This window comes from Aeromonas sp. R10-1 (assembly GCF_040908465.1).
Lineage (GTDB): Bacteria > Pseudomonadota > Gammaproteobacteria > Enterobacterales > Aeromonadaceae > Aeromonas > Aeromonas caviae.
This window is the reverse complement of sequence record NZ_JBFODT010000013.1, coordinates 109051-125634: the sequence shown is the minus strand read 5'-3', so window position 1 is coordinate 125634 and position 16584 is coordinate 109051. Positions and strand designations below refer to the sequence as shown.

The following is a 16584-nucleotide window of genomic DNA, read 5'->3' as shown; positions in this document are numbered from 1 at the left end:
CCCGGGAGCAGAGGTGACGGCTCAGGCCGGACTCGCCTCTTCCCAGCTCTGCTTCTTGCGATAAATCGTGGAAGGGCTTATTTCCAGCAGGGCCGCCGCCTTGGGGATGTTGCCGTCACAACTGGCGATGGCCTGCTCGATGGCCTCCTTCTCCACCTGCCAGAGCGGACGGACCTGCCTGCGAACGACGACGGATTCTGACTGGGGATCCGCGATCCCGACCGCAGGCTCCGGGGCCAGGGTACGCCCCCCGTTGAGGGGAGGTGGCAGGATATCCGGGCTCACCAGCTCGCCATCGTTGAGCACCACTATGTTGCGCACCACGTTTTGCAGCTCGCGCACGTTACCGGGCCAGGGGTAGTCGAGCAGCACCTGCACTGCGTCCGCATCAAAGTCCCTGAACCGCTTGTTTTCCTCACCGGCATAACGCAGCAGCAACTCCCGGGCCAGCAGCAGGATGTCCTCTCCCCGCTCCCTCAGGGGGGGCAGCGCCAGCGGGATCACGTGCAGGCGGTAGTAAAGATCTTCACGAAACCGTCCGGCCTTGACCTCCACCAGGGGATCCCGGTTGGTGGCGCAGACAAAGCGCACATCCACCGTCTCCAGCTTGCCGCTGCCGACCCGCTGCAGGGTGCCGGTCTGGATGAAACGCAGCAGCTTGCTCTGCAGGTCGAGATCCATCTCGCAGATCTCGTCGAGGAAGAGGGTACCGCCGTCCGCCAGACTGGCCGCCCCCTTGCGATCACCCTGGGCACCGGTAAACGACCCCTTCACGTGGCCGAAGATCTCGCTCTCCATCAGGTCATGGGGAATGGCGGCACAGTTGAGGGCGATGAAGGGCTGATCCCGACGCGGGCTGCACTGGTGAATGGCCTCGGCGCACACCTCCTTGCCGGTGCCGCTCTCGCCAGTGATGAAGACGGTGGCCTTGCTCGGCGCCGCGCTCTCGATGATGCGATAGACCGCCTGCATCGCCATGGAGGCGCCGATGAAACCGGCAAAGGAGCTGCGCTCGAAGTTTTCCCGATACTGGGCCACCAGCGAGCTGAGCTGCTGGTGCTTCAGGGCATTGCGCGCCGTGGCGCACAGGCGCTTGCCATCGAACGGCTTGGTGAGAAAATCGAAGGCCCCGAACCGCATCGCCTCCACCGCCACATCCACCGAGCCGTGAGCGGTGATCACCACCACGGAGCAGGGCAGTTGCCGCTCAGTGATCTGCTGCAAGATGTCCATGCCGGACATGTCGGGCAATTCCAGGTCGAGCAGCACCACGGGGGGCGGGCTTGCCAGCAATTGTGCCAAAGCCTGCTGGCCACAATCTGCCAGCTGCACCTCGTAGCCATCCTGGGCCAGATACTGCTCATAGACGACCGCCAGACTGCGGGTATCTTCCACCAACAGGACACGGGGTTTGCTTTCAGCCACGAGATCCATCCTTGCGCTTGATTTTGTTGTCTATTCTGGGGGCTAGCCGCCACACACTCAAGACGGCCTCATCGCTTTATCCGGGGGATTGCGACAATACACAAGCAAAAACGGCTCCCTGGGGAGCCGTTTTTATGGTGCTTTGAGCTTATTTCTTGGCGTTGTCGCCATCGGCAGCCGGTTTTTCGATGGCCAGCAGCTCTACGTCAAATACCAGCACGGCGTTGGCCGGGATGGAACCTGCACCGTGCTCGCCATAGGCCAGCTTGGACGGCAGGAAGAACTTGAACTTGGAGCCGACCGGCATCAGTTGCACCCCTTCGGTCCAGCCTGGGATCACCTGGTTGAGCGGGAAGGTAGCCGGCTCGCCGCGATCGACGGAGCTGTCAAACTTGGTGCCATCGGTCAGGGTACCGGTGTAGTGCACCTTGACGATGTCGGTGGCCTTCGGCTTGGCACCGTCACCCATCTTCTCGACCTGATATTGCAGGCCGGACTCAGTGCTCTTCACGCCCTCTTTCTTGGCGTTGGCAGCCAGGAACTCTTCACCCTTCTTCAGGTTTTCCACGGCATCCTTGTCGGCCTTCGCCTTGGTCAGCTCGTTGATCTTGGCGTCGTATTCCTGCAGAACCTTCTGGATCTCCTCGTCGGTCATCTTGGCTTCTTTGCCCAGACCGTCGGTGACACCCTTCAGGATCACGGTGTTGTCCAGCTTGATGCCGAGCTCCTGCTGGCGCTCCAGGGTATTGGCGATATAACGACCCATGGAGAGGCCGATCGCATAGCCGGATTGCTCTTCAAAGCTCTTGGCCTCAGCCTTGGGAGCCTCTGCCGGCTTGCTGGCTTCTGCCTTGACCTCTGCGGTGTTGGTCGCAGCAGGTTTCTCATCTTTTTGGCAAGCAGTCAGACCGACGGCAACCGCCGCAGCCAACAGGGACACCTTCAGAAAATTGTTCATCAGTTTCTCCAAAACTCTAAATACCGCTCTCGGTTCCTTCGTGAAATGAGAGGTTTATCGTGATAAGCGCCTTATACTAACGCCGTGATCGCAGGTAACGAAAGCATGAGACAGGAAAAATGATCAAAAGTGCCATTTATCTCATCGGTATTTGCCTGATGCTGACGGGGTGCGAACAACGCTCACTTCCCAGCCAGCAGATCCGCCTCGCCAACCAGGGTCTGCTGAGCGCGGATCTCGCCAGTTCCGGCAAGCTCGCGCTCGTCTCCAGCCTGAGTGAGGGCACTGTGGTGTGGGATCTGGAACAGGGCAAGGAGCGCTGGCGCTGGCGCCAGAGCGACGACCAGGAGGAGTTCGTCACCCTGACCCGCTTCTCCCCCGATGACAGCCATGCCATCACAGCCACCCAGCACACCTTCGCCATCTGGCGCTTGCAGGATGGCCGCTCCCAGGGCTACTACTCCCTGCCAGAATCCCGCCTGCGCGATGCGGCGATCTCGGCGGATGGCCGCCAGGTGCTCATCGGCCGTGAAGACGGCAAGGCGGAAGTGGTCGACACCCAGACCGGACGCCGGCTGCAATTCCTCGGCCACACCGAACAGGTCAACACGGTGGATCTCTCCCCCAATGGTCGCTATGCCCTCACCGGCGGCAACGATTACAGCGCCTATCTGTGGGATACCCGCACGGGCCAGGTGGTGTGGCGCTTCAACCACGCCGGGCGAGTCGTGATGGCGAGACTGGATCCGTCCGGACGCTTCGCCTTCACCGCAGACAGTCGCCAGGCCAGCATCTGGGATCTCAAAACCGGCAAGGAGCACAGCCGGTTGCAATACGATCACCGCTTCGAGGTCTACACTAGCGCCCGCTTCGCCAACGGCGGCAACTGGCTCATCACCGGCGCCCCCTCCCGCCAGCTCACTCTGTGGCAGGTGAGTGACGGCCAGCCGTTGCAGAGCTGGCGCGTCTCGCCCCATCCCAAGGTGAAACCGCCTAGCGCGGTGGTCTATGGCGTGGCTTTGCGCGACAATGACCACCTCGTCAGTGCCAGCTCCAGTGGCCTGGCTGAAATCTGGACTATCAAGTAAGGACCAAAAGGCCCATGAGTCAGCAACTAAACGAACGCCTCGAAACCCTGGAAAGCCGCCTCGCCTTTGCCGAATATACGGTGGAGCAGCTCAACGACGAGGTCACCACCCAGGGTCGCGAGCTGGACCGGCTCAAACACCAGATCCATCTACTGGTGGATAAATTGCAGAGCGTACAGCCGAGCCAGATCGCCAGCATGGCCGAAGAGACGCCGCCACCGCACTACTGATGAGTGCCAGCCATAAAAAAACCCGCGCCATGCGCGGGTTTTTTTATCATCGGCCAGGCCGTGATCAGTGCTGATGGCCCTTGCCACCACAACCGCCACCACCGCAGCAACTACCGTGACCGTGATCGTCGCCGTGATCGTGTGCATGGTTGTGACCATGGCCGCCACAGCAGCCACCGTGGTCATGATCGTGATCATGGCCGTGATCATGGTCATGACCATGATCGTGACCGCAGCCACCGGCGCCGTGCACATGGCCATGGGCCAGCTCTTCGGCGGTCGCGGCACGCACGTCCTTGATCTCGACCTTGAAGCCCAGGGTCACGCCAGCCAGGGGATGATTGCCGTCCACCTTGATGAACTCCTCGGACACCTCGATGACGGTCACCGGGCGGTGGCCGTCGTCGGTCTCGGCCACAAAAGTATCCCCTTCAGACACTTCCATACCGTCGAACAGCTCGCCGGGCACTTCCTGCACCAGATTCTCGTCGTACTCGCCATAGGCCTGGTTCGGCGTCAGGGTGACGTCGAACGCCTCGCCCACGCTGCGACCTTCCAGCTCGGCTTCGAGGCCGGAGACCAGGTAACGGGTACCGTGCAGATACACCAGCGGCTCTTTACCGACAGTGGTGTCGATGACTTCACCGTGTTCGTCGGTGACCGTGTATTCCAGCGTAACCACGCTCAGGGGAGCTACTTTCATGTCAGGGATCCTGCGGATAGAAAAAAACGGGCTCAGAATACCTCAAAAAGACAGACAAGCATATGGTCGGCCCGGCTTCAGTGTGATGAAAAAGTCATCAACAGCGACCCGCCTGACCGGCGTACCATCACCTTGAGGCATGGCCCTCACTCGGGACGAAACACCCCTATCACCTGCTCCGCCTCGCGCGTCGCCTTGTCCACCTGCTCCTGGGTCTGTACCTGGGTATCCCCGCACTCGACACAGGTCACCTTCTCGACTCCATGCTCCATATACAGCATCATGGTGTCCATCTTGCCGCACGCCGGGCAAACCGCCCCGGCAATGAAGCGTTTTTTACGTCTGGTTTCCATTTTTGTTACCTCCAGGCAGCATCATATCAGGGTTTTTACATGCATCACGCCATCGAATATCAGCATTTTTCCACTTCCACTCTTCAGGTAGGCCCCCGCAAGCGCTCCCCCATGGGCCAGTTGCTGCGCGTCACCCAGGGGGTGGCGCTGCTGAAATTGGGTGCCCATGAGCTGCTGCTGACACCTGGCAGCCACTTCTGGCTCTGTGCCGATGCCCTCGCCGCCTTCACCCCTCTGGCTGGCTGCCAGCATGATCTGCTGGCCTGCTCCGTGCGGGTGCCCCAGCCCGCCCAGGCTGGCTGGTTGCAGGCAAGCCCGTTGATGGACGCACTGCTGGACAGCCTGGCGGCCTGGTCACGCCCACGCGACTGGCAAGGCCCCTATGGGCAGCGGCTGCAAGTGGTGGGAGATGAGTTGCACGGCTGCACCATCTCGTCACTGGGGGATCAGGCACTGCAAGATGCCTGGCAAGCCCTGGCCAGAGCGCAGCCGGATAGCGTGGCTGCCTGGCAGACCCTGCTGGGCACTCGCGGTCTCGAGGGCCCGGACGCCCGGGCACTGCAGGATCAGTGGCAACTGTTGCAGGGGATTCGCCTGCTGCGAAGCGGCAGTACGCCGTCACAGGTGGTGAGCAGGCTGGGTTATCGGGATGAAAGCGCGCTGGCCGAGGCTCATCTGCAATGGCTCGGGGCGCCCCTCTCCCCTCAGCCGTCCGCGACCCGATAAGAGAGGCATAAAAGGATGGCAAAAGAAATCCAGTTTTGCGGCTCACCGCCGCTAACAACAAAGGAGTCATTCATGTCACCATCCTTTATGCTGAACACCCGATTGACCGTCACCGACTAGATCAACAGGACATCCGCCATGACGAGCAAGGCCAACCAATCCCAGGGCATGTTGCTGTTCCACCTCTCTGCCAGACAATCCTTCGCCATCGGTACCCTCAAGGTGAAGGAGATCGTGCCCTATACCCAGCTCACCGCCCTGCCACAATCCCATCCCACCGTGCTCGGGGCCGCCAGCATGCGCGGCACCACCATCCCGGTGATCGACATGGCAATGGCCGTGGGCTACCGCCCCATCAGCCGGGAGGAGATGCCCCACTGCTTCATCATCATCACCGATTGCCGCCGCACCCTGGTGGGCTTTCTGGTGCGGGGCATCGACAAGATCACCGAGTGCAACTGGCGTGACATCGAGCCGCCCCCTCCCTCTTTGGGACAGAACGTCTTCGTCACCGGCGTGACCCGGGTGGGAGATCAGTTGATACAGTTGCTGGATGTGGAGCTCATCCTGTCGCGGGTCTATCCGGACGATCCCAGCCATCTTTACCCCGTGCTGACCGACGTGCAGCGCGAGCGGCTCAAGCCGATGCGGATCCTGCTGGTGGACGACTCCTCCGTCGCCCGTCGCCAGCTCATGGCGGCGCTCGATTACATCAACATCCCCTACGAGGTCTGCACCAACGGACGCGACGCCCTCACCCTGATGCAGACCCGGGTCTCCCAGGGCACGCGGATCGACATCCTGGTGAGCGATATCGAGATGCCGGGGCTGGATGGTTACGAGCTGGCCTTCGAGGTGCAGAGCGATGCCAAGCTGGCGGGCGCCTACATCATCCTGCACACCTCCCTCTCCAGCGAGATCAGCGTGGAGCGGGCCCATCAGGTCGGCGCCCATGAGGCGCTCACCAAGTTTGAAGCCAACGAACTGATCCAGGCCATGCTGCGCGGCGCCGAGCACCACGATCGTCTGCTGGCCTGATGTCGCGGCGAGCCAAGTGCTCGCCGCCCCCCTTTTCCTCCCTGCTCTTCCGAGTCGTTGCATGTTGACAGAAAGCCACTTTCACGCCCCCTGGTGGGCCCGCAACCCCCATCTGCAAACCATTTTGCCCAAGTGGCTGCGCCGCTCGCCTGCCCGCTTCATCCAGGAGCGCTTCGAACTTCCGGACGGCGATTTCGTTGATCTGGCCTGGAGCGGCGAACCCGTCCAGGATGAACAACCCCTGGTGGTGGTGTTCCACGGACTGGAGGGGAGCATTCACTCCCACTATGCCAAGGGGCTCTTTGCTCACCTGCAGCGGCAAGGGAACGAGGCGGTGCTGATGCACTTTCGGGGGTGCAGTGGCGAACCGAACCGGCTGCTGCAGGCCTATCACTCGGGCGCCATCGAGGACGCCCAGGCGGTAATTGCCGAGCTGGGGCGGCGTTTTCCTGGCCGTCCCCTGGTCGCCATCGGCTATTCCCTGGGGGGCAACATGCTGGTCAATCTGCTGGCGCGGGCCTGCCCGGCACCATTGAAGGCGGCGGTGGTAGTGTCGGCCCCGCTGCAACTGGCAAGCTGTGCCGATCGGGTCAATCAGGGCTTCTCACGGGTCTATCAGAACTACCTGCTGCGCACCATGCGAACCAACCTGCAAAGCAAGATCCGGCGCCAGAGCGCGGCACGGGCGCGCTGGCAGCCGGCCCAGATCACCCGCATCGCCACACTGAGGGAGTTCGACGAGCTGGTGACGGCACCGCTCCATGGTTTCGAAAGCGCCGATCACTACTACCAGACCTGCTCCGGCCTGGGCCTGCTGGCCCGCATTCCCATCCCGACCCTCATCATTCACGCCGCCGACGATCCCTTCATGACCGATGCCGTCATTCCGGCGGCGGAGCAGCTCTCCCCTCTGGTGCGCTACGAGCTGAGCCGCCAGGGCGGCCACGTGGGCTTCCTGCACGGCACTCCCTGGCGCCCCCGCTTCTGGCTGGATGAGCGCATCAGCCAGTGGTTGCGGGAGCAGACTCAAGGTGCGAGCCGATAACCGTTGCGCCCCTCCTCCTTGGCCTGATAGAGGGCACCATCGACTCGCTCGAGCAACATGACGAGGCTCTCCCCGGTTCGCCACTGGGCTATCCCCTGGCTCAGGGTGAGGTGGGGGGCTACGTCGGAATCCTCATGGGGCAGAGCCCTAGCCGCCAGAGTGGCGCGAATGCGCTCCGCCACCTCCTGGCCACCGGCCAGCGTCGTCTCCTGCAGCAACACCACGAACTCCTCTCCCCCGTAGCGCGCCACCAGATCGCCGGGCTCCCGCACACTCTCCTCCAGGCACTCGGCCACCAGGATCAGGCACTCATCCCCCGCCTGATGACCATAGCGATCGTTGTAGCGCTTGAAGAAATCCACATCGAGCAGGATCACGGTGAGCGGTACATCCTGGGTGGTGCCTTGCGCAATGGCACGCTTGCACGCCTGATCGAAGTGGCGACGGTTGGCAATGCCGGTCAGGGGATCCCGGTTGGCCATGGCATTCATCTTGTTTGCCAGCATCAGGTTGTCGTGTTCCCTTGACACCGCAAGCTCAAACCAGCCGTTGAGCATGCGCCGCCCCGTCTCCAGCACCACCAACAAGACCCCGACAACGATGGTGTTGACCAGAACAAAGGGCTCAGGACTCCAGGAGGCTCTCACCAACAAGAACAGCAGGGGGACCGACACCAGTGCGTAAAACAGCCGCACATCGCAATACGCGGCGACGAGACCGGTCAGCAGCAACAGACTGACCATGTTGAAAATGAAACTGAAGCCTCCCTTCAAGTCGACGATCGAGATGGTGTAACCCACCATGGCCCAGGCCAGCCCCCAGGCCAGGGCACAGACGCACAGGGACACCAGCCAGATGGCATGGGATTGACGGGAGAGCCAGCCCCACCCGAGCGGCAGCAGCAGGCCAACACCTATCATGGCAAAGAGCTGCCATTTGTAGGACCAGGGCAGGTTGCCGACCAGTACCAGGTGTGCATCCCGATAGATGTAGAAGCGGGTCAGCAGAAATACGAGGGCGATGAGATTGATGACCCAGTACCAGCGCAAACCGGCGCTCAGGGCGCGGCGGCGGGCATCGAACAGGTGCTGTTCGAATTGACTGGAGGGTCGGCGTGCGTCAATGGATGGCATGGCATCCCTCGTCCAAAACGAGACAAATCCCTTGCGCTTGCCGACCAGACATCGACAATATCCGCAACCCACTGCGTGAAGATGAAATCATGATTATCCCCTGGCAAGAACTGGAGCCGGACACCCTCACCAACCTGCTCGAACACTTTGTGCTGCAAGAAGGCACCGAATACGGTGAACAGGATGTCAGCCTGACCGACAAGGTCGAAGCAGTCAGGCAACAATTGCTACAAGGTAGCGCCGTGCTTGTCTACAGCGAGCTGCACGAAAGTGTCAATGTCGTCCCAAAGACTCATTTAAGCAAGTCACCCACTGACGACGTCCCCCAAGCGTAACGCGGTCACGGCTTATCGGGCGGCTCACCCCGCCCTCCCCCCATCCAACTCGCACCATCAGGCCGCATAGCCAGCTCGCCACCCAGCAGCGCCTATTCCGGCGTCCCCGGAGCACAGGGCAGCCCTCGTTCAGCGCTATTGCCGGGAAGTGTGGGGGCAGCGGGAGGATGACGGCGCACTTGACCGCACTTTGGGCCACCCCTTATAACGGAACTCCCAAGGAAGAGAGAATTCTATGTCCGCCAAGCATCCCATCATCGCGGTCACCGGTTCGTCCGGTGCCGGTACTTCCACCTCCACCAACGCCTTCCGCTCCATGTTCCACCAGCTTGGATACAAAGCGGCCGTGGTCGAGGGGGACAGTTTTCACCGCTACACCAGGCCCGAGATGGACGTGGCGATCCGCAAGGCCCGGGAGCAGGGGCGGCATATCAGCTACTTCGGCCCGGAGGCCAACGATTTCGGTCTGCTGGAGTCCTTTTTCCAGGAGTATGGCCAGAGCGGCACCGGCCAGTATCGGCGCTATCTGCACAGCTTCGACGAGGCGGTGCCTTTCAACCAGATGCCTGGCACCTTCACCCCCTGGCAGGATCTGCCCGGCGAGACGGATCTGCTGTTCTACGAAGGACTGCATGGCGGCGTGGTCACGGGGGAGCACAACGTGGCGCGGCACGTGGACTTTCTCATCGGCGTGGTGCCCATCGTCAACCTGGAGTGGATCCAGAAGCTCATTCGCGACACCTCGGAACGCGGCCACTCCCGCGAGGCGGTAACCGACTCCATCGTGCGTTCCATGGACGACTACATCAACTTCATCACGCCGCAGTTCTCCCGCACTCACATCAACTTCCAGCGGGTGCCGACCGTCGATACTTCCAACCCTTTCAGCGCCAAGGTGATACCCAGCCTGGACGAGAGTATGCTGGTGATCAGGTTTCGGGGCATCAAGCAGGTGGACTTCCCCTACCTGCTGTCGATGATAGACGGCGCCTTCATGTCCAGGATGAACACCATCGTCGTGCCGGGTGGCAAGATGGGCTTCGCAATGGAACTGATCCTGCGCCCCCTGATCCAGCAACTGATCGAAACGGGCAAGATCACCTGAGCCAAGGAGCTTAATGATGCGCGCTGCACTTCTCTCATTCACGCTGGCAACCCTGCTGGGCGGTTGCAGCTCCGGCCCCGCCGCACCCACGGTCGAAACGGGCACCATGGTGGTTCGCCCGGCGGAGCATTGGACCTACGGGGCGACACCACGCTATGCGCTGGCCGAACAATTCCAGTATGCGGGCAACAGCGCCGCACTCTGGCTCGAGCCGGTACAGCAGGCCGTCATCCGGCAACTGGACGGCAAAGGCTGGCGCAGCGTTCCCCTGGATGAGGCCGACGTCTGGGTCGCCATCGGGGTAGCTGGCAGCCAGGACATGAGCGATGGCGAGATCTTCTCCCGCCTCGGCATGACACCGGGCCTGAACGCCGCCGCCAATGCCCGCAAGGGGACCCTGGCCGTCGTGCTGCTCGACGGGCATAGCCAGAAAGCGGTGTGGAGCAGCGCCATCCAGCTCGCCAGCGACGTGCCTGTCGCAGAGGAAGCCCGTGGCCAGCTTAGCCAGCAACTGGCCGCCCAGTTGCTGGGCTCGCTACCGTCAGACTGATGTCTCTTTCAACAAAAACGGCCTGCTTCACGCAGGCCGTTTTCCATGCACGCCGTGACGGCATCAGGGTCACTTCAACTCGCAGGTCAGCTGGGTCACACCGCTCTTGACCAGGGTGGCCTGCTTGTCCTGACGGGAGAAGGTAGTCACCCCGTCGGAATAGCTGGCAGTCTCTTTGGGCGACTCGATGCGCCCCAGCTTGTGATAGACACCGGCATAAGGGAACTGCACCATGTCGGCCTGGGCATCATAGGTGATGGCCAGCAACTCTTCCCCGCACTGATACTGGCTGTATTGATACTGGGTCGGCTGCGGCATGCTGCAGGCGGCCAGACCGAACAGGGGAAGCAACATCATCATTTTTTTCATCGCACTTTCCTTATGTCATGGCGTTATCGACGGGACAAACTTTAGCGGTCAACCCTCAAGAATTTGATAACTATGGGTAATTTCTACCGCTTTTTCCAACATCAGGGAAACTGAACAATATTTTTCCATGGACAGATCCACCGCACGGGCGACCTGCTTCTCCGCCAGCCCCTTGCCGGTCACCACGAACTTGAGGTGGATCTGCTCAAATACCCGGGGAACGGTATCGGCGCGGGTCCCTTCCAGTTCGACATGGCAGGCGGTCACGGACTGACGGGCCTTCTCCAGGATGGAGACCACATCGATGGAGCTGCAACCGCCGACAGCCAGCAGGATCATCTCCATCGGGCTGGCACCTTCACCCGGGTTGGCGCCATCCAGGGTCACCTGATGACCGGACTCGCTCTCCCCCACAAACTTCATGCCTTCCACCCAGCTGACCTTGGCTTTCATCTCTCACTTTCCTCTCAATGACGACGGTTCTAACGCCCATAGCATACCTCAAGCCGGGGTCGAGTGGCACATGTGCCAGGATCTTGCCCGTTCCCGGCGATAAAGCTCCGTTTTGCGGCGACAAGCCTCTCCTGCGAAACGGACGACGACCCAAAGGGAAATAGATCGAAATCAACATCCGACCTTCTCTTCTTGCCTAGAATGCCCCGGACGACGCAGCAGATGGCGGCTCACCGGTGGACGGCAAAACCCCAAAGCCTTGTCAGCACAGGCAAAGGCTCTTATTCTACTGCGACCAAAGAGTAAGGAATGGCAAGCTTGGCAACTTGCCTGGACGCACAGTCCATAAAAATGACACTACAGAGGAAGTCTCATGATCATTGGCAAACCGCAAAGCGATCCCACCCTTGAGTGGTTCTTGTCGCATTGCCACATTCATAAGTATCCCGCCAAGAGCACCCTGATCCACGCCGGTGAAAAAGCGGAAACCCTCTACTACATCGTCAAGGGCACCGTCGCCGTCCTGATCAAGGATGACGAAGGCAAGGAGATGATCCTCTCCTACCTGAATCAGGGGGATTTCCTGGGCGAGATGGGGATGTTCGAAGAGAACGAGAATCCGGAGCGTTCCGCCTGGGTACGTGCCAAAGGCGCCTGCGAAGTCGCCGAGATCTCCTACAAGAAGTTCCGCCAGCTGATCCAGGTCAACCCGGACATCCTGATGCGTCTATCCGGTCAAATGGCCAAGCGCCTGCAACACACCAGCCAGAAGGTCGGCAACCTCGCCTTCCTGGACGTGACCGGCCGCATTGCCCAGACCCTGCTCAACCTGGCCAAACAGCCGGATGCCATGACCCACCCGGATGGCATGCAGATCAAGATCACCCGCCAGGAGATCGGCCAGATCGTCGGCTGCTCCCGTGAAACCGTCGGCCGCATCCTCAAGATGCTGGAAGAGCAGGAGCTCATCTCCGCCCACGGCAAGACCATAGTGGTGTTTGGTACCCGCTGACCGGGTTCCGCCGACGACGCCCGCACAGCGCCGTTGGATATAAAGGCTGCCCATGGCAGCCTTTTCCGATCCTCTCCCCTATAATCCCGAACGCCCGCCGTCATGGCCTTCGCCAAGAGAACTCCTATGCACCTTCAATGCCCCCTTTGCCGCAGCCCCCTGCACCTTCATGCCGCCTCCCGCGGGGTCTATTGCGACAACAAGCACCACTTCGATCCCGCACCGGAAGGCTATCTGGACCTCATCCCCGGCAAGAAGAACCCCAAGGACAGCGACAGCCGGGCCCTGCTGCGCGCCAAGCGCCGCTTCCTGGAACAAGGCCACCAGCTGCCTCTGGTGGACGCCATGGTGAACCTGCTCGCTCCTCTTGGCGAGCGCGAGCTTGTCCACCTCGGCTGTGGCGAGGGGTACTACTGCCGCGCCCTGGCTGAGCGGCTGCCCGGCTGGCAGGTCGGCGGTTTCGATCTGGCCAAGAATGCCATCTTCGCCGCCAACAAGGCGCAACCGGAAGGCCAGTTCGTCATCGCCGACCCGACGCGCGCCCCGCTGCTGTCTGGCACGGCCCAGGTGCTGCTGGTCAACGACCTCAAGGTCAAGACGGAACTCCTGGTCAGCTGGCTGGCGCCGGGCGGCTATCTGCTGCACGTGCAGCCAGGCCCTCGCCATCAGTGGCAATTGCGCGTCAGCCTCAATCCGGTGAGCATGGAACATCCCCTGAGCTGGCCCGCCCTCACCGGGCTCGTCAATGTTGCCCAGCAACGCGCCCAGTTCAGTACGGCGCTGGATCAGGGCCTGCGCGAGCACATTCTGGAGACCAGTCGCCTCGGCTGGCGTGCCAGCGGTGAGCAGCGCCACGCCTTCACCCACCAGGGGCCCGACGCCCTCGAGCAGGATCTGCTGCTCAGCCTGTGGCAAAAACCGCTGTGAACCGGTGACATACCATGAAAAAAGGCCCTGACGGGCCTTTTTGACAAAGCGAGTGCGCCTTTCCCCTGACAGGGAAGAGACACCCGACCACGCAGCAAGACAAAAATGGGGCCCTCGGCCCCATTTGTCATCACGGCAGATCAGTTGCAGCTCGCCGCGCCCTGATCGACCCAGACGGCGGCCTTGCCGGGCTCATCGCCCTTGGTCCAGTACTGGGCCTTCCACTTGCGGCCGTTGTGGCTGGTGACATCACCGCCGTTGTAGACCACTCCGGCATCCCAACCCAGTTGCACCTGGCTCACCAGTTTCCACTGATCGGCGATGCGGCTCGGCTCGTTGCCCTGGGTCCAATACTTGGCCTGCCACACCAGTTGCTTGTGGCTCACCTTGTCATTGGTGTTGTAGACGGTACCTGCACTCCAGGCCGGGTGGTTGGCCGCATCCGGATCGCTGGCCTCGCAGCCACCACCTGTACTGGCCGGCTTGACGGTCAGGCGGGTAACGGCTGTGGCATCCAGCGCCCCGTCGGTGACCACCAGGGTCAGATCGTAGGCCGTGTCACTGGTCACGTTCGAGCCCGTGACCACCAGGGTCGCGCTGTCCAGACCGGTGGCGCTGAGCCCGGCCGGCACTGTCCACTGATAGCTCAGGGCATCACCATTGGGGTCGGAAGCGGTGGCCTTGATGCTCACCTGCTTGCCGGCCTCGACGGCTGCACTGGCCGGTACGCTGACCACGGGGGGCAGGTTCGGCTGCGGCGCCTTGTTGGTGACCACCACCTGATCCTTGGCCGAGAGCCCCTGATCGTCGGTCACGGTCAGCTCGAACACCAGATTGATGTCGCTGCTGACGGCATCCAGTACCACACGGGCCTTGGCCTGGGTGGCATCCAGCAGGCTGGCCTGGGGTCCGGAGACCTGTTTCCAGCTGTAGGTCAGCGCCCCGTTTTCCGGATCATGGGAGGCGCTGCCGTTGAGGGTTACCTCGGCCGGGCCGGTGGCACTCAGATCGCTGCCGGCATTGGCAACCGGCGGCTTGTTGACCGGCGGCAGCGTACCCTCGCCGTGGCCCAGCCCCTCGTGCATGGCGTTGAGGATGTCGCCGTTGTCCGCATCAATTTCCCAAGCGAACAGACCGCCGAGCTGGTTCGCCAGCACGTACTGTCCCTTGGCCTTGACCGAGCGGTCGTTGTCGAAGGTAATGAGGTCGCCACTGCTGGCCTTAAAGACATAGGGGGCCTCGGCCGACTCGTCATAGCCCTGCTCCCAGCCTGCGCCCATGCGGTTGTTGACGATATCGCGGTAATCCACTACGCCATTTTCCCAGGTACCGCTCACCGGTCCGGTAGCGGTGCCGGTGAAGGGGTTGCCGGCCTGGTAGTTCTTCACTCCGGTCCAGCCACGGCCATACATGGCCGCCCCCACCACAATCTTGCCCGGTGTCACCCCCTGACCCAGCAGCGCCTTGACGCCCTTGTCGGTGGTGTACTTGGTGGCCGGATCCCAGCTGGAGGCAAAGAGGTTGGTCTGGTGGGCCAGATTCGTCAGGTCGAAGGCGCCGCTGAAGTCGTAGCTCATCAGGAAGATGTGGTCCATGTACTGCTGGGCCGCCTGATAATCCACCTTGGCGATCTTGTCGCCGCCGGCGCTGATGGCCGAGGTCAGCTCATACTGGCGGCCGGTCTCGGCTTCCAGTTCATCGAGCATGGCTCGCAACTCCTTCATCAGCACCACATAGGTGGCGCCGTCATTCGGGCCGCCCAGGCTGGGGTTGGCCCCCTGTCCGCCCGGGAACTCCCAGTCGATGTCCACGCCGTCGAAGAATTTCCAGGTCTGCAGGAACTCTTTGACCGAGGCGACGAAGGTATCGCGCTTGGTCTTGTCACCCAGGAAATAGAAGGGATCGGAGAGGGTCCATCCGCCGACAGACGGCAGGATCTTGAGGTCCGGGTGGGCCTGTTTGAGGGCCATCAGGTTGCCGAAGTTGCCCTTGTAGGGCTCATCCCAGGCGCTGAGGTTGCCCTGGGACATCTGGATCGCCGCCCAGGGATCATGGATGGAGACCTTGAAGTCTTCGCGGCCCGCACAGGAGCGCTGCAACGCCTCGAAACTGCCGGAGATCTCTTTGAGGCTGTCGTTGATGCCGTTGCCACCGCAGATGGGGGTGAAGCCGTAGAGAATATGGGTCAGGTTCTGGGCCGGGATCTTGTCCACGGTGAACTTGCGACCATAGACCCCCCACTCCACGTAGTAGGCCCCCACCACCTTGCCGGACTTGTTGGCGTAGGGCTTGTTGTTCTCCTTGAGGGGCGCATTGAGCGGCGCCAGGTGGCTGCCGTCGGTATCGGCGACCATCAGCTCCTTCTTGTCGGAGAGGGTGCAGCCGTCGGCGTTGCACAGGGCCACCTGCATCTGGTAACGCCCCCCCTTGGTGACCTTGAAGTTGGCGGTACCCGCGGCGGAGGCCGGGCCTGACCACACCTCCTTGCCGTCGAGCAGTACCTTGGCGGTCTGTCCGACGTCACCGGACCAGAGGTTCCAGGTCACGCTGACGGGAGCGCCATCCTTGTGGACGGTCACCAGCTGGTTGTAGGCCGAAGCGGCCTGATTGACTTCAACGATGGCAAACTTGGTGGGGCCGGAGCCAATGGTGGGTTTGCCCGGGGCAGCGGCGAAGGCGGAGGTAGTGCAAAGCCCCCCGACCAGAAGCGCCAGCAGGGAAAGTTTTGGACTTAACATATTTGAACTTCCTTATTTCGTTATTGGAATTAACAACGAAAAAGGCAACGCAACCTGCCAGGTAACGCAGACAACATCGCAACCATGGCTTGGCCCATGGACGATACAACCTGTGGTGGCCCCGCTATCCTAGGTACGCAGACCCTTAGACCGGAAGCTTTGCGTCCCGGACTTTCATCCGGTTTGCCTTTTTGCACAACTTGATTTGCGACAAAAATAATCGCCGAATGACTATAGAGGAGAGTCGCCCGGGTGCCACCTGCCAAAAGTGACACCCAGCAAGACTCAATTATCACCAAATCTGGAAAATGGCGACGAAATAGGCATCATCATCGTCGATCATGACGTCTGGATGGCATCCAGAAAATGTTCAGCCAATGCTCGATTTTGTGAGAC

The 16584-nt window shown here is 61.4% G+C and carries 18 protein-coding genes and 1 riboswitch; of the genes, 10 read left to right on the top strand and 8 right to left on the bottom strand.

Annotated features, from left to right (window positions below; genetic code table 11):
* Window positions 1–21: 21 nt before the first annotated feature.
* Window positions 22–1425 carry a sigma-54 dependent transcriptional regulator gene (locus tag AB5Y93_RS05540; protein ID WP_042881314.1) on the bottom strand — a complete coding sequence of 468 codons (1404 nt, stop codon included), beginning with the start codon at window positions 1423–1425 and terminating at the stop codon, window positions 22–24.
* A 148-nt stretch (window positions 1426–1573) separates the two neighbouring features.
* A complete protein-coding gene (fkpA, locus tag AB5Y93_RS05535; RefSeq protein WP_029313875.1) occupies window positions 1574–2383 on the bottom strand; it encodes an FKBP-type peptidyl-prolyl cis-trans isomerase in 810 nt (269 codons plus the stop codon).
* Window positions 2384–2502: 119 nt separating this feature from the next.
* Between fkpA and AB5Y93_RS05530 the strand changes: the two genes are divergently transcribed.
* Both AB5Y93_RS05530 and AB5Y93_RS05525 read left to right on the top strand, forming a co-directional pair.
* Entirely contained in the window at window positions 2503–3471 is a 969-nt protein-coding gene (locus AB5Y93_RS05530; RefSeq protein ID WP_368228935.1) for a WD40 repeat domain-containing protein, read from the top strand.
* A gap of 14 nt (window positions 3472–3485) precedes the next feature.
* The gene (locus AB5Y93_RS05525; RefSeq protein ID WP_010673249.1) at window positions 3486–3701 is read left to right on the top strand and encodes a SlyX family protein; all 216 of its coding nucleotides are present in this window, start codon (window positions 3486–3488) and stop codon (window positions 3699–3701) included.
* Between the two features lie 64 nt (window positions 3702–3765).
* Here AB5Y93_RS05525 and AB5Y93_RS05520 read toward each other — a convergent pair whose 3' ends face one another.
* The gene (locus AB5Y93_RS05520; protein WP_368228934.1) at window positions 3766–4404 is read right to left on the bottom strand and encodes a peptidylprolyl isomerase; all 639 of its coding nucleotides are present in this window, start codon (window positions 4402–4404) and stop codon (window positions 3766–3768) included.
* Window positions 4405–4550: 146 nt separating this feature from the next.
* Window positions 4551–4757: a YheV family putative zinc ribbon protein gene (locus AB5Y93_RS05515; protein WP_010673247.1), complete on the bottom strand. Its 207-nt coding sequence runs from the start codon at window positions 4755–4757 to the stop codon at window positions 4551–4553.
* A gap of 39 nt (window positions 4758–4796) precedes the next feature.
* On the opposite strand from AB5Y93_RS05515, the gene AB5Y93_RS05510 reads away from it, so the two are divergent.
* The 3 genes from AB5Y93_RS05510 (at window position 4797) to AB5Y93_RS05500 (ending at window position 7566) form a co-directional block, all read left to right on the top strand.
* A complete protein-coding gene (locus AB5Y93_RS05510; protein ID WP_042016811.1) occupies window positions 4797–5483 on the top strand; it encodes a hypothetical protein in 687 nt (228 codons plus the stop codon).
* A gap of 138 nt (window positions 5484–5621) precedes the next feature.
* Window positions 5622–6521, top strand: coding sequence for a chemotaxis protein (locus AB5Y93_RS05505; RefSeq protein WP_045523724.1), 900 nt, complete (start codon window positions 5622–5624; stop codon window positions 6519–6521).
* A 61-nt stretch (window positions 6522–6582) separates the two neighbouring features.
* A complete protein-coding gene (locus AB5Y93_RS05500) occupies window positions 6583–7566 on the top strand; it encodes a hydrolase (protein ID WP_368228933.1) in 984 nt (327 codons plus the stop codon).
* On the opposite strand, the gene AB5Y93_RS05495 is transcribed toward AB5Y93_RS05500, so the two are convergent.
* Window positions 7548–8699, bottom strand: coding sequence for a membrane-associated sensor domain-containing protein (locus tag AB5Y93_RS05495; protein ID WP_368228932.1), 1152 nt, complete (start codon window positions 8697–8699; stop codon window positions 7548–7550). The two genes, AB5Y93_RS05500 and AB5Y93_RS05495, sit on opposite strands and share 19 nt — an antisense overlap.
* A gap of 89 nt (window positions 8700–8788) precedes the next feature.
* Here AB5Y93_RS05495 and AB5Y93_RS05490 point away from each other — a divergent pair, with 89 nt between their 5' ends.
* From AB5Y93_RS05490 to AB5Y93_RS05480, 3 genes are all read left to right on the top strand, one after another.
* On the top strand, window positions 8789–9034 hold the full coding sequence (locus tag AB5Y93_RS05490) for a YheU family protein (protein ID WP_069784542.1): 246 nt from the start codon (window positions 8789–8791) through the stop codon (window positions 9032–9034).
* Between the two features lie 235 nt (window positions 9035–9269).
* On the top strand, window positions 9270–10139 hold the full coding sequence (locus AB5Y93_RS05485) for a phosphoribulokinase (protein ID WP_010673241.1): 870 nt from the start codon (window positions 9270–9272) through the stop codon (window positions 10137–10139).
* 16 nt (window positions 10140–10155) lie between these two features.
* Window positions 10156–10689: a hypothetical protein gene (locus tag AB5Y93_RS05480; protein ID WP_368228931.1), complete on the top strand. Its 534-nt coding sequence runs from the start codon at window positions 10156–10158 to the stop codon at window positions 10687–10689.
* 69 nt (window positions 10690–10758) lie between these two features.
* Here the strand turns inward: AB5Y93_RS05480 and AB5Y93_RS05475 are convergent, their stop codons facing one another.
* Window positions 10759–11058 (bottom strand): hypothetical protein, encoded by a 300-nt coding sequence (locus AB5Y93_RS05475; RefSeq protein ID WP_010673239.1) that lies wholly within the window; start codon window positions 11056–11058, stop codon window positions 10759–10761.
* Window positions 11059–11106: 48 nt separating this feature from the next.
* Entirely contained in the window at window positions 11107–11511 is a 405-nt protein-coding gene (locus AB5Y93_RS05470; RefSeq protein WP_010673238.1) for an OsmC family protein, read from the bottom strand.
* A gap of 373 nt (window positions 11512–11884) precedes the next feature.
* Between AB5Y93_RS05470 and crp the strand changes: the two genes are divergently transcribed.
* On the top strand, window positions 11885–12523 hold the full coding sequence (gene crp / locus AB5Y93_RS05465) for a cAMP-activated global transcriptional regulator CRP (RefSeq protein WP_010673237.1): 639 nt from the start codon (window positions 11885–11887) through the stop codon (window positions 12521–12523).
* A gap of 126 nt (window positions 12524–12649) precedes the next feature.
* Window positions 12650–13450, top strand: coding sequence for a putative RNA methyltransferase (locus AB5Y93_RS05460; protein ID WP_368228930.1), 801 nt, complete (start codon window positions 12650–12652; stop codon window positions 13448–13450).
* A gap of 140 nt (window positions 13451–13590) precedes the next feature.
* Here AB5Y93_RS05460 and AB5Y93_RS05455 read toward each other — a convergent pair whose 3' ends face one another.
* Window positions 13591–16188: a glycosyl hydrolase family 18 protein gene (locus tag AB5Y93_RS05455; protein ID WP_368228929.1), complete on the bottom strand. Its 2598-nt coding sequence runs from the start codon at window positions 16186–16188 to the stop codon at window positions 13591–13593.
* A gap of 111 nt (window positions 16189–16299) precedes the next feature.
* Window positions 16300–16386: riboswitch (cyclic di-GMP riboswitch) on the bottom strand.
* Window positions 16387–16584 lie beyond the last annotated feature (198 nt).